Origin of the sequence: Parafrankia soli, assembly GCF_001854695.1 — a bacterium.
In the GTDB taxonomy this organism is placed as follows: domain Bacteria; phylum Actinomycetota; class Actinomycetes; order Frankiales; family Frankiaceae; genus Parafrankia; species Parafrankia soli.
In genome coordinates this window covers 23238-36258 of sequence record NZ_MAXA01000228.1, presented here as the reverse complement: position 1 = coordinate 36258, position 13021 = coordinate 23238, and the positions used below count along the sequence as shown (strand labels likewise).

Here is a 13021-nt window from a genome sequence, read left to right as displayed (position 1 = left end):
GTTCGTCTCGCCCGAGACACCTCGTCCGGGGGTCAGTTGAGCTTGATCGGGTTTCCCTGCACTGTGACGTCCGCGCGGCTGGACAGGGTGAGGCCGGCGTCAGCAGAGATCGACCCGGTACCCCGCGCGGAGATCGTCAGGTCCTTCTCGGCGGTGAGCGACAGTTTCCCCTTGGCCCGGACGTCGATGTCCGCGTCGGTCTCGATGGTGAGCCCGCCCTGGTCGTGGTCGAGCCGGATCCGCACCTTGCCGTCCCGGGTGCGGATCTCCACGTGCTCGTCGCCGTCGGCGTCGCTGACCACGATCTCGTGGCCCTTCCGAGTGCGCAGGCCGCGCCGGACGACGGTGCCGGCGGCGGTGTCGACGCCGCCGCCGAAGGGCGGCGCGTCCACACCGTTGTACAGGCCGGCGAGCACGAACGGGCGGCGCGGGTCACCCTGCTCGAAAGCGACCAGCACCTCGTCGTTGACCTCGGGCAGCACCAGCATCCCGCGGTCCGGGCCGCCGCCGGCGATCGCGACCCGGGCCCAGTCGGTCTCGTAGTCCGCGGACAGCCAGGGCAGTTTCACCCGCACCCGGCAGCGGGACTCCGGATCGTTGATGTTGGAGACGACGGCCGGCACCACACCGGCGATCAGCGGGCTGCTCTGCCGGGCGCCGGCGGCCGAGGCCAGACCGAGCAGGGACCGGTCGTGCGGCCCGCTCACCGTGAACCGGGTGCGGTAGCTGGCGTGGTCGAAGACGTGCTCGGCGTGGGAGACGGTGAGCTTGCCGTCGAAGCTCCCCCCGGTCCGGCCCACGCTCAGCGCCACACCGGCGAGGATGCGCGGATCTCCGTGGGCCACGCCCTCGGCGGCGACCGAGGTGCTGGCGATCCGCTCGGCGACCGCGGCGACCATCGCGTCGCACTCGGCCTGCGTCGCGAGCGGCCGGGCGGGAGCGACGTACCGGGCGGAGGAGTTGCCCGCCCCCAGGTCGGCCGGGTCGTCCTTGATCTGCGCGGCGCGAGTGCTCGCCCGTGCGGTGGCCACCAGCTCGCGCTTGCCCCGGTCGTCCCAGCCGCGGACCTCGACCTCGGACACCTGCTGCGCGGCGGTCACCCGGGCGGTGAAGACGTCCAGGTCGCCACCGGGGGTGAGCTGCAGGTGGCTCGGGCTGTCGAAGTTGCCCGGCCTGGGCGCGTCGTCGGCGGCGGTGGGACGGACGAACTCCATCTTGTTGTCCCGTACCCGGAGCACGTGGTCGACCTCTCTGGCCCTTCGGGTGAGGAAGTCCCAGTGCGTCTCGTTGACCTGGCCGACGTGTTCGTGGACGACCGTCGTCGGATTGATCGTGCCGGTGTCTATGCTCAGCTCGCGGGCGATCTTCGTCACCAGGTCGGAGTCGGTGACGTTGTGGTATGTGGCCGTGTGCACGCCGTTGAACAGAGCGTATGAGCTGTCGTAGGCCACCACGACAGCGGTCGCGCCCCGCTCGTCGTAGCCGAAGCCGAGGCTGTAGATGGTGCCCTCGAAGAGGACCTTCTCCGCGCCCCCGCCCTCGGGGGTGGCCCTCGGCGGCGCGGTGACCTTCAGCGCGTGGCGGAAGTCGAACCCGGCCGCCGCGAGCACGTCCCGGCCGGGGTCATTGAGTACCACGCGGCAGGCGTCCGGCGCCGCGACGTCGCTGTCCACGACGACCCTCAGGATCGTCTCCTTGATCGCGGGCGGCACCGGCTTCCCGTCCAGGTAGAGGACGGGCAGCGCGCCGTAAGTCTCGGGAGTCGCCACGGTCAGCCACGCCCGAGGTCGGCCCGGTCCGGCAGCAGCAGCCGGGTGCCGACCGGCAGCCGCATCGGGTCGTCGATGCCGTTGAGCTCGGCGAGCGCCCGCCAGCAGCCGGGGTCGCCGTATGTGTTGTGCGCAATGGYGGCCAGCGTGTCGCCGGCGATGACCTGGTGGGCCTGCCGGGCGCTGATCCCACCGGAGGTCGGGTTCGTCCCCTTGGCCGGCTCGGGAGCCGCCTTCATCGCCAGCGAGACCTCGGCGCGGGTGGGCGCACCGGTGGGCGTGAACAGCGTGCAGGTGGCGTCGACGCTGGTGAGAAGGCCGACGAACTGCCCGGTCTGGCCGACCTTGAAGTCACCCCAGTTGAACATCAGCACCGGCGGGCTGGGCGACGTCCCGCGCCGGGAGCGCTCGGTGGGGTTCGTCCAGTTGAGCAGCTGCTGGATCTCGGTCATCACGGTCCTTCCGCCCTGGCCCCCCGAGTCGAGCAGCAGGCTGAACTGCAGGTCCACGGCGCGGGCACCGAGGAAGGCCGGGCGGGACGCGTCCTTGGCCGCCTGAGTGGGGTGCTCCTTGTACTCCGCCTTCTTGCCGATCTTGATGGTCGACGGGTTGAAGTGGAAGACCACGGCCTTGCTGGGGTGCTGCTGCTCGCACAGCCGCGCCTTGGTGAAGCTCTCGTTCCCGGGGCTCATTTCGGGAACTCCGCGGTGAAGCCCTGATGGGCGAACTCCAGGGTCTCGGTCACGATCTTCGCGTCGCTGGTCGAGAAACGCGGCCCGGAGTACCGGACCGGGCAGACGCCGGCCATCGACCACTGGGCGACGCGTTTGAGGTTGTCGTTGAACGCGGCGATGGAAGCGGTCGTCGGCTTACCGGCCGCCTCCCGGCGGAAGGCCGTGAACCAGGCGCTCAGATTCCCGCTGTTCTCATCGACCGGCCGGGTCAGCTTGACGTTCTGGTAGTGCACCCGGCCGAGGAGCTGGTGCTGGAAGCCGTTCTGGCCGCCCTCGTCATAGGTCTTGATCTCGTAGTTGGCCTCCAGCCCCTCGATCGCGGTGAAGGCGCCGAGCTCGAAGGCGCCGATGGTCACCTCGAAACGCAGGCCGTTCACCGGCTGGGGCTTGAGGCCTCCGCCGGCCGACGCCGCCGAGGCGGCACCGCCGGAGCGCACCGCCGACGCGCGGGATGGGGCCAACGCCCCGGACGGTGGTCGAAGCAAACTCACAGCGGGTCTCCCAACAAACCACGGCGCTCCCGGTCGGCGAGCAGTTCGGCCCGCAGCCGGCGGGCCAGATGCTCGTAGATCTTCTCGGCGAGCCCGGGGATCTCGCTGTCCGGAACGCCCGCGGCCGGGTGGGCGCCCGCCGCACCGCCCGCGGCCGACGTCGATCCGCCCGCCGCCGATGCGCCCGCGACTGGGGCCGAAGCCGCCGCCATCGGGGCTGGAGCGGGTGCGGCGAGCGCCTCCTCCACCATGGGTGTGGCCTCGCGGGCGACGGCGTGCGACGACGTGACGAAGGCCGGGCCTCCGAACTCCGGTGCCCTTGCGGTGAACCGGACGGGGCCGCGGCTCTCGTCCGCTGCGACGACCCCGCCGGCGGCCGTCGCCGTCACGGCCGTCGCCGCACTCCCGACGGGTCGGGTCCAGGGCGCGCCGAGGGGGGCACCGAGCGGCGCCGGCAGGCTGGTAGTCACGGCCGAGCGATGCACCGGCGCGCCCAGGCCCAGCCGCCGGACCGGCGCCACGGCCGTGACCACCGAGCGGGCCGGGTGGTCCGCGCCCGCGGCCAGCAGGTCGGCGGTGAAGCTGTCGACGAGGGCGGCGCCGGTGGGCCGGGGCGTCGGTTGGACCACCGCCCGGGCCGCCGCGGGAGCGGGCCGAGCGGGCAGCGGACCCGTCCGGACGGACGCATCGGCCGCCGGGCCGGCCTCCGGGAGGGACCGGTCGACGGACCTGTGCACCGCGGCCGCCGGTGCGTCCGTAGGGGAAGTGACCATCGATGCCGAGACCTCGGGCGAGCGCCTGGCGACCGCGGCCGCGTCCGGCCGGGGGCTGGGCACAATCCGCGGCCCGGCCCCGACGGTCGGTGCGGCCACCCAGGACGGCGGGGCGGACACCGGCGGTTCGACGACCGAGAACGGTTCGACAGCCACCGATGGCGCGGCGGGTGCGGGCGGTTCCGCGCCGCGCCCCGGCCCGCGGTCCGGCTGGCTCGCCGCCCGGGTGACGGGCGTCGCGGGCGGGACGGCGCGTACCGGTACGGACGGCGGGTCAGCCGCGTCGGCGAGCCCGTCGGCCCGCGGCCCGTACGTCCGCGCATCGGCCGTCGGCGGCGGCACCGCGGGGAGCTCGGACGGAGTCGGCGCGAAGAGGGGCGGATCCGCTGCGGCGCCGGCCGGCGCCGACCGGTCCGCGGGGACGGGCGCCGCCGGACCGGGGACAGGCACCTCCGGACCGGGAAGCCCGGCGGGCCGGCGCGCGACCGGCAGGCCGAGTCCGTAGCGGCGCGGCGAGGGCGGTTCGGCCACCGGCTCGGCCGCCCGGCGGGCAACGGACGGTGCTTCTATCACCCATCCACGGCGGGACGGGTGCGGCGTGGCCGGCTGGCTGGCGGCCGAGTCCGACGGGGGGTGCCACCGCGGGCCGCCGGCCAGGCCAGTCATCTCCCGGACGGACGTCGCCGGACTGGTCGTCGCCGTCGACGGCGGGCTCGCCTGCACGACCGGAGGCTGCGCGGCGGACGGTCCGGCCGTCGGGAGGTGCGGCTGCGGCGGGGCGCCGGCCGGCCGAGCACGGCGGTCGAGGCTGCGCACCATCGGCGCCGGCAGCGGCGATGCGGACCGGGTGACCACCGGCGGCACCGTGGCGGCGGCTAGCGTCCTCGGCCGGGGCGGACCGGGCAGCGCGGCAGGCGGTTCGGTCACCAACCCGACCGGCCCGGACTCCACGGCGGGCATCGGGGGGACCGGTGGAACCGCGGAACCGACTGGCGTTGCCGAACCGGCCGGCGCCACGGAACCGGCCGTCTCGGTCGGCGCCACCGGCCCTGCCTGCCATGCCGGACCCGCCGGCCGGCCGGAGCCCTCCGCGGAAGCGTCCGACCGCCGCCGGCCGCCCGCGGTGGGAGCGCGTGACATCAGGTCAGCCACCAGATACGGGACCGGGTCGGGTGCGGTACCGGGCGTGCGGTCGGCGGCGGACCGATAGACCGCGCCGGTTCCCGGCACGGGCGTGGTGGCCAGCGGCCGGAAGCTGCCCCCGGCGGCGAACGGAGTCACGTCATGCGCGGGCGCCCGGAGCACGAGCGGCGCCGGCGACCGGGCGCCGAGGCCGCGGGCGAAACCGGTGGCATCGGACGTCACCGGGTGCGCGACGGCGGACCGCCGGATCGGCGGCAGTGCCTGCCATGCCGGCTGGCTCTGCTCGGTGGTCGCCGGCGGGGCGATCTCGTTGGCCGGCGGCGACGTGGTCGCCTTACCGGCCCGGCGCCAGACCCGGCGCAGTGGTCCGAGCATCGTCTAGTCCCGTTCTCCGGCCTGGTCGGTCATCTTCTGCAGGACGGCGATGAAGCGCCGTCGATCCGGGTGCTCGAGGTCGAGGATCTCCGCCAGGGACCAGTGGAAGCCGGCGGCCACGTACGCGACCTCGTCGAGCAGGTCTTCGGCCGCGTACGTCAGGATTCCCCCGAGGCACCACCTGCCACGTCGACCGTGAAGGCGTGGTCGCAGGACGGGCAGGTCACCGCCGCATGGGTGTGTCCCTCCTGGTTGACCCGGCGGTAGAGATCCTGGAGGAAGGCGAGGTCGGGGGCGAACAGGCCCTCGACGACGGCCGGGGTGACGGCCGACAGCCCGCCCAGTCTGGTGATCACCCGGGAGAGCAGCAGGACCGTCAGGTACGCCTCGTTGTCCCGCACCCGCGGGTCCCGCAGCGGCAGGATCTCGTCCCGGGCGGTGGCCAGCCGCATCACGCCCTCGCGGTGCACCTGGCCGTCGTCGTCGAGGTAGCCGCGCGGCAGCACGAACGCGAACTCGGTGACCAGGCCCGTCCGGCTCTCCCCGGTCACGGCGCCGGACGGGGACGCGGACCCGGCCGCGGCTGCCGGCAAGGAGCTCAGACTCATGCCAGCTCAAGCCCCTCGTGGACGAGCGTGACCTCCTCGATGATGATCTCGCTCCCACCCGCCTGCAGGCTGCCGATGCTCACCTTCGAGGGCCAGGCGTTGGTGAAGTTGAAGCGCGCTTTCTCCCCCCTGGCGTAGTCGTAGAGAACGATCGACCCGTGCTTCCGGGCTTCGTCGATCTTCCCCTCCTGGACCTGCTTGATCCACTTCCACCAGCTCGGATCATCCGTCTTCCCGCGCTTGAGCTGGATGTCGCCCCACTTGCGGGCGCCGGGCAGCTTCTTGATGACCGGAATGCCGCCCTTCTTGTTCTCCTTGTGCTCGATCACCTGGATCTCGGCGCTGAGCCCGGAGACCTCCTTGAACTGCGCGATCGTCACGCCGTCGATCTCGATCTGGTAGGCGTAGTTACCGAGCGCGTCCTCGCCGATGGGCACGGCGTTCTCCTGTCCGGGACTGGTCGGGTGGTGGACCGGCGGGCGGCTACTCGGCGCCGGCGGTGATCTGAGCGATCCGGAAGACCACGAACTCCGCCGGCTTGACCGGCGCGACCCCGATCTCGATGATCACCTGGCCGGCGTCGACGACACCGGGTGGGTTCGTCTCCTCGTCGCACTTGACGTAGAAGGCCTGGTCCGGGGTGATACCGAAGAGGGCGCCGTCCCGCCACATGCCCAGCAGGAACGCGGACACCGTGCGCCGCAGCCGCTGCCAGAGGTCGAGGTCGTTCGGCTCGAACACCGCCCACTGGGTGCCGTTGAGGATCGACGCTTCCAGATAGTTGAACAGCCGCCGGACGTTGACGTACCGCCAGGCCGGGTCCGACGAGAGGGTGCGTGCGCCCCAGACCCGGATCCCGCGACCGGGGAAAGCGCGGATCACGTTGATCCCCTCGGGGTTCAGCGCGTCGTGCTCGCTCCTCGTGATGTTGATTTCCAGATCGAGGGCGCCGCGGACCACCTCGTTGGCGGGTGCCTTGTGCACCCCGCGGCTGTCGTCGCTGCGGCCCCAGATCCCGGCGACCGGCCCGGACGGTGGGATGAACCGGCGCCCGCCCTCCACCGGGTCGAAAACCGACACCCACGGCCAGTAGAGGGTGGCGTACTTGGAGTCGTACCGGGCCTTCTCCTTCACCCAGTCCTTGATCTGCTGTGCGTTCAGCCCAGGCGGCGGGTCGAGGATCGCCATCCGGTCGCCCATGTTCTCGCAGTGGTCGATCATCGCCTGCTGCACGGCCTGCACCGTGTCCAGGCCGACCTGTCCCTGCTGGTAGCAGAACATCAGGTCGGGAGCCAGAACCATGGTGACGTCGTCGCAGGCGGCGAGCCCCCACACCCCGGTACGGGCGGAGACGTCGCCGATGAAGTCCTCGGCGCTCGCCCGCGGCGCCGGCGCCGGCGCCGGCGCGCGCAGCGCGACCGTGCCAGGCGAGGGGGCGCGGTCGAGCGCGGTCACCCCGTCCAACTCGGTCACCCGGACCAGCTGCGACTGCTCGTTGATGACGGTGGCGACATTGCGCTTCCCGCGGCGGGCGGTGAGGTTCTCGAACGTCTCCACCTGCCGGCCGTCCTGCATGACGATCACGGTGAAGGCGCGGCCGACGTCTGCCGCCGCGCCGTCACCGTCCCCCCCGTTCGCCGCCTCGCCGCCGGCCCGCTCGATCGGCGCGATCTCGACCGCCAGGCCGCCGCGCGCCCCGGGGTCGATCGCCTCCACCTGGTAGACACCCACGCCCGGACGGGTGGCGCTGGTGAGCTCGGCCACCGGGCCCGCGGTCGCCCCGTCGCCGCCGGAGCCCACGCTGACCACGTAGCAGGCCCCGCCGCCGTTGTTGAAGTACTGGAAGACCGCCAGCGGCAGGTAGGCGCCGGGTACGAAGTCGCCGAAGACCTGCACGTACTGGCCCCAGTTGGCGATCCTTACCGCGTCGTTGCGAGGGCCGCGCGCGGTGAAGCCGACGAACGCGGCGACCGCGGTGCCGACGCCCTCGATCGGGCGGGACCCCGCCTCGACCTCCTCGACGTAGACGCCGGGCGACCGGTAGTTCGGCATGACGTGCTCTCCTCGCCTCGGTAGGGATGTCATAGATCGTCCGTCCGGGCCCACGGCCCGGCCAACGTCCGACGGCGCACACTCGAGGGCATCTGGATTCGCCTGATCGGGCAGTAGCGGCACGCTGCTTGTGACCCCGGCAACTGTCACGATCGTTCGTGCATACGCACGTCCGGGCGGGAGTGGGTCGGGAGCGCGAGCAAGCAGGGAGCAGGTGTTGTCGGAGCCATCGGGTGCGAGACAATCGCGATCCGGGGAACAACGCACCCGGGCGGCGGACCCGCTGCGCACCAAGCCGGCGTGCTCGCCTCACCCCAGCGCGGACCGGCCCGGCAACCTGCTGGCCCTGCAGACGCTCGCCGGCAACGCGGCGGTCACCGACCTGATCGAAGCGGCCGGACCGCCCGGTGTGGCGCGCTGGACCGGACCGATCAGCCGCGGGGCGGCCACGGGGTCGGTTACGGCGATCCCTGATACCAGATCGGCCCGTACGGACCGGTCAACGGGACGCGCAGGCTGTTCCGAGTTTGTCCTCCGCGTCGGCTGGGCCGCAGTCGCCCGGCTTTGACGAGCTCCGCGACCGCCACATCGATTTCCGTGATCGACAGCGCAACGACGGCGTCCACAGTGGCGGGATCCGCGGCATCGGTGAAGTGCTGTCGGACATGCTCGATCCGCTGGGCGCCAGCCGCCGTCKGCCGGGGCACGTAGGCCCACACCTGCCGGAACATACCCTCGTAGTCGAGCGGGCCCGGCGTGGTCGCGGCGCGTTCCAGGTTACGTTCCGATTCAGCTACCGCAGCCTGGCCGATTGCCAGCGACCGCGCGTTCAGYGTGGCATCGCCGGACAGCACCCAGACGTCACCCCTGCTGTTCTCGACCTCGACGCCTTGCTCGTTGAGCTTGTCGTGTACCACCCGGGCGAACAGGTTGAAGAAGGTCTGGCCCTCGAAGGCCGACATCGCGAAGAGCAACTCGGAGAAGCGCTGTGGTGTGATCTCACCCCAGCTCGCGATCTTCAGCTCTTTGCCTCGCAGCTTGTCCTGCACATTCGGGTCAGCCAGCACCCGCGCGGCCACCCCCTGGGTGAAGGAGTTCTCCCGGAAAAGCCACCCCTCGGTGTGCATACGGTCCCAGGCCCGCCTGGCCTGCGCGGTAACCTCGGCCTTGTTGATCAGATGGCCGGCCGCGAAGGCGTCGGTGAGGTAGTGGGCCGCGAACATGTTGCTCACGACCGCCGGCTGGGGCACCTGGCCCCGTTGCGTCGCGCCACCACCGACCGGTACGCCGGGTGGTGTCGGGGGCCCACACCCCCAGGAAGTGAGGCGCCGGCGTCGCGCGGACCGAACGGCTGAACGGGCGCGGGAGCACCCAGATACGCGGCCTCATGTGCCTGATCAAGCGCGCCGCGGTGGTAGCGCTCCCACAGGGCTTTGTGGTCTGCGCCGGCGGCGGCGCTCGCGGCGGCGTCGCCAGGGTCTGCCGGCGGCGCGAAGTGGCCCTCGTTCCTCTTGTTGAGTTCCATGTACTGGCCGCCGGTGGCCTGATCGAGTTCGTCGTTGCTCGGCGCTGTCACACCGGGAACGCCTTGGCGCGCTTGCTTGTCCCGGTCGATCAGCGCGTTCAGGCGCCGGAGTTCGTCCGGGGGCGCGGTCTGCATGGCCACGGAGTCCGCGTAGAAGTCGGCCATAGCGATCAGATTCCCCTTCGGGATCCGGACGCCGTYCACCTCGACCAGCTCGCCGTCACCGAACTGAGCGTGCTCACCCGCCTCATACCGCGCTACCATCAAGGCCCGCGGCCGCCCATCCGATATGGGGAGAACGCGGCGCCGCGCCAGCAGACCGGCCACGGCAATGTTGCCGGCCGCCGCCTGCAAGGCGAGCAGTCGCGGCTGCGCACTCGTCGTCCGATGTTCGCGGGTCTGCCTTGGCTGCCGGTGCCCAGTAGCGAAGAGGCGGTCAATACGGTAACCGTATCCGCCCATACGGTCGGGCACCCAGACCCCCCGGTTTCTCGCCGCAGACAATTGCATTCCGGCATTCACGTCACGCTGCATTGCCCCGGTCGCCCCCATGCTGTCGGACCGGTCACGTGACGTCAAGGTGGCGATAGGTGGCCCGGACCGGATGACCGTGTAGGTGCCGGATGGCCAGCTGGCCGGGGCCTAGCCGGCGGCGGCGACCTGCGCGCCACGCATGTCGCGGGCGTCGACCCGGGCCTGTTCGGGGACGGCGGCGTAGCAGCGCCACAGCGCCGAGTTCCGCCGCCCGGGCCGGTTCGCCCCGGTCTACGGCGACCTGGCCGACGCGCACGCCGACCTCACGGAGGCCCTCGCCGCCTGATGGGAGCCGGGCGAAGCCGGGATTCCGGAGGCCGAGGTGTCAGGTGCCGATCGGGGATTCCTCCTCCTCGTCCGGCATCGGCGCCGCCTGGCGGGCGACGTGCTCGCCGACTGCGGCGGCCTCCAGCTCGGCCGGGTCGTCCGGGTGGCTGACCGTGCCGCCGGGACCACCGGCACCGGCCGACTGCTGCACCACATGCGTCAGCTCGTGCGCCAACAACCCGCGCCCGGCCGAGGACGACGGGTCGAACCGCCCCGGCGCAAAGAACACGTCCGTACCGGTGGTGAACGCCTCCGCTTGCACCGCTCGGTTCAACGTCGCCGCCGCGCTGTCGGTGTGCACCCGCACCGCCGACAGGTCGACCCCCATATGCCCCTCCATCTCGGCCCGCACCGGCTCCGGCAGCGGCGACCCGGCGCCTCGCCGCGCCTCGATCACATCGCCGATCTCCGGATCCAGCGGGCCAGCGCCCTGGGACCGCAACGCACTGCGCAACAACGCCACCCGACCGGTCGCCGAACCGGCGGCCGCCGGTCCCGGTGGCCCGCCGAGCACCGCGCCCGCCCGGATGTCGCGTACCAACCGGCCGAAGGCCGCGTTGCCCACCATCGACGGCAGGACCTGCTCGGCGGGACGAGGCTCCGGCCGCCGCTCGACCTCGTTCCGCCGCCGCATCCCCGGGATCGGCCCGCCGTCCAGTGTTTCGTGTTCCATGGTCGCCCTCCGAAGGTGTGCATGTCCGGACCCGCACACCTGTGCGGGATTATCCGGCCGCCCCAGGCCGGAACCAAGCCAACCGAAGCGGAACCTTGGCGCACGTCGCCCCTTCCGGCCGGCGACGCGCCGAGTCCCAATGTCCGGCGGCCGTCAGGGCGTCTTGCTCTTCTTCTCACGCAACGCCACGCACCTCGCCGGGTCCAGACCGGCGACGCGGCAGACGTCGTCGCCGTTCGGGTGTGGGGCGTTATTCATGATCGAATCGGCGGAGTTGTAGCCCGCCGGCTTCTTCAGCTCTTCCCGGAACCAGTGGAGGCGATCGGCGATCTCCATCGACTCGTTGTCGGCGTGTGCCTCGATGTAGTCGTAACGGTCCAGCTCGAACGCGAACAGGTGATGCAGCTCGTGCGCGAAGCCGACCGGGTCGCCGCCGGCCCAGTTGGTGGCGACTTCCCACTTTCCCGGATCGACCTCGACAGTGAAGGGCGGGTTACCGAACTTGTCCGCCGCGGCCGATTTCACGAAGACCACATCGACCAGGTAGCCCTTGGTGGAGGCGGCCTTCTCGATTCCGTCCTCCATCCGCCTGACCCGCTCGACGTCCTTGTCGGTACCCTTCCCCGCCGGCTTCAGGAACACCCTGGCCTTGACCACGATGTTGGCGAGGGAGGTCCGGTCCACATAGTAGACGCCGCCGCCGAACTTGCCCGGTATCGCCACCCATTTTCGCCGAGGGCTGCCCGATGCCTTCTCTTCGAGTTGGGTCTGCTTGGCCTCGGCGGGCTTGGCCAGCCGTTTCTGCTCGGCCGATACCGCACCGGCGGTGCTCGCCTGCGTCTCGCCACTGATCACGTCCGCGCTCTTGACCTTCGTGTCGAAGAGCAGCTTGAGCTTCGTCATGTGGTTGACGAAGGTCGTGGGTTCCTTCCTCGATTCGGCGATGATCTCCTCGGCCAACGCCAACGGGTCCGACTCCAGCGTCTTGAACGCCGCCGTGGCCCGTATGGCGGTGATGAGAGCCTCCGCGTCCTCGGTGGCCTTCAGCGAGTCGAACCACGTCGGGTCGAGATACTTGATGATGTCCTGCCGCTGGTCGGACGGCAGCGGCCCGAGCGAGTCCTTGTAGCGCAGGACGAACGCCTCGGCGTCGACGGACCCTTTCGCCAGGACGGCCTCGAAGGCCACGTGGAGACGGCCGACGTTCACCCCGGCAGCCCATTTGAAGTTGGCGTTCAGGTTGTCGAACTGCCCCGAGCGACGCAGCGCGGTCAGCGTGCTGAGCATGTCGTACATGGGCAGGCCGTTGAGGACCCGGAACGCCTCCTGGTAGCCGCCGCCCGTCGCCTGCGGGTCGGGCTTGTTGACCGCCTCACGGATCAGCCCCGCCGCGGCGGCGTCGCGCTGGATCACGGCCGTGGCACGCCGTGCGCCAAGCACGCCGGCCACCGCCCGTTTGCCGGCCCACTCACCAGCCTGCTGCTGCGCGGTGGGTTCGCGCGGCACAACGATCGATGCCACACGTTGGACGTCGGCGAGCGGATTCTCGGTTCGACAGTCGTCGCAGGAGCACGAGGGGCCGCACCGGCCAGCCGTACGCTGCACCGCGCGGGTGACGGCCCGGTTCCCTGCCGCGTGTTGCAGCGCCAGGAATGGATGCCCGGGGCCGTTCGGGCGGGCCGGCGGGCGGAACCCCTGCACGGGCCCCGGCACGCCGATTTCCGGCTGTCGCGCGGCGGTCTTCACCGTGGGGACCCGGTTCGCCGAACGGCTGATCCCCACCTCGGGCACATGGGCGGCGCCAGCGGGTTCACCGGTCGATGGTAGGCCGAGCCGCACGCGGAGGGTAGCCGCGAGAAGGGCGCCACCGGACGCCCGAAAGGGCACACGTGGCCGGACCGCGCCCCGCGAAAACCAATGAGTTGTCTGCAGGCGAGGTGTATGGCGCTCGCGCTGGCACATCGCGCGCGGAGAACACGCCGATCGGCTCTGGTCATGAAACCGGCGCGGCCCCGTC

At 71.7% G+C, this 13021-nt stretch carries 12 protein-coding genes; all 12 read right to left on the bottom strand.

Going from position 1 to position 13021, the window contains the following annotated elements:
* Nucleotides 1-32: 32 nt before the first annotated feature.
* The 12 genes from BBK14_RS22225 to BBK14_RS22175 all read right to left on the bottom strand — a co-directional run bounded on the left by BBK14_RS22225 (nt 33) and on the right by BBK14_RS22175 (nt 12966).
* A complete protein-coding gene (locus tag BBK14_RS22225; protein ID WP_071065198.1) occupies nt 33-1769 on the bottom strand; it encodes a VgrG-related protein in 1737 nt (578 codons plus the stop codon).
* A 2-nt stretch (nt 1770-1771) separates the two neighbouring features.
* Complete coding sequence (locus tag BBK14_RS22220) at nt 1772-2461, bottom strand: CIS tube protein (protein WP_071065197.1); 690 nt, start codon at nt 2459-2461, stop codon at nt 1772-1774.
* The gene (locus BBK14_RS22215) at nt 2458-2994 is read right to left on the bottom strand and encodes a phage tail protein (protein WP_020461349.1); all 537 of its coding nucleotides are present in this window, start codon (nt 2992-2994) and stop codon (nt 2458-2460) included. Before BBK14_RS22215 ends, BBK14_RS22220 begins: the two co-directional genes overlap by 4 nt.
* Entirely contained in the window at nt 2991-5285 is a 2295-nt protein-coding gene (locus BBK14_RS22210; protein ID WP_071065195.1) for a hypothetical protein, read from the bottom strand. The genes BBK14_RS22215 and BBK14_RS22210 overlap by 4 nt, the downstream gene beginning before the upstream one ends.
* Nucleotides 5286-5288: 3 nt before the next feature.
* Nucleotides 5289-5447 carry a DUF6760 family protein gene (locus BBK14_RS41750; RefSeq protein WP_085950165.1) on the bottom strand — a complete coding sequence of 53 codons (159 nt, stop codon included), beginning with the start codon at nt 5445-5447 and terminating at the stop codon, nt 5289-5291.
* Nucleotides 5444-5893, bottom strand: a complete 450-nt coding sequence (locus BBK14_RS22205; RefSeq protein ID WP_071065193.1) for a hypothetical protein — start codon at nt 5891-5893, stop codon at nt 5444-5446. Before BBK14_RS22205 ends, BBK14_RS41750 begins: the two co-directional genes overlap by 4 nt.
* The gene (locus BBK14_RS22200; RefSeq protein WP_071065192.1) at nt 5890-6330 is read right to left on the bottom strand and encodes a phage tail protein; all 441 of its coding nucleotides are present in this window, start codon (nt 6328-6330) and stop codon (nt 5890-5892) included. Before BBK14_RS22200 ends, BBK14_RS22205 begins: the two co-directional genes overlap by 4 nt.
* A 46-nt stretch (nt 6331-6376) precedes the next feature.
* Nucleotides 6377-7945 (bottom strand): phage tail sheath family protein, encoded by a 1569-nt coding sequence (locus BBK14_RS22195; RefSeq protein WP_071065190.1) that lies wholly within the window; start codon nt 7943-7945, stop codon nt 6377-6379.
* A 458-nt stretch (nt 7946-8403) separates the two neighbouring features.
* Entirely contained in the window at nt 8404-9177 is a 774-nt protein-coding gene (locus tag BBK14_RS22190; RefSeq protein ID WP_131802390.1) for a hypothetical protein, read from the bottom strand.
* Nucleotides 9174-10004 carry a hypothetical protein gene (locus BBK14_RS22185; protein ID WP_131802388.1) on the bottom strand — a complete coding sequence of 277 codons (831 nt, stop codon included), beginning with the start codon at nt 10002-10004 and terminating at the stop codon, nt 9174-9176. Before BBK14_RS22185 ends, BBK14_RS22190 begins: the two co-directional genes overlap by 4 nt.
* Nucleotides 10005-10329: 325 nt before the next feature.
* A complete protein-coding gene (locus BBK14_RS22180) occupies nt 10330-11004 on the bottom strand; it encodes an eCIS core domain-containing protein (protein ID WP_071065186.1) in 675 nt (224 codons plus the stop codon).
* A gap of 153 nt (nt 11005-11157) precedes the next feature.
* Nucleotides 11158-12966: a hypothetical protein gene (locus BBK14_RS22175; RefSeq protein WP_131802386.1), complete on the bottom strand. Its 1809-nt coding sequence runs from the start codon at nt 12964-12966 to the stop codon at nt 11158-11160.
* Between the last annotated feature and the right edge of the window lie 55 nt (nt 12967-13021).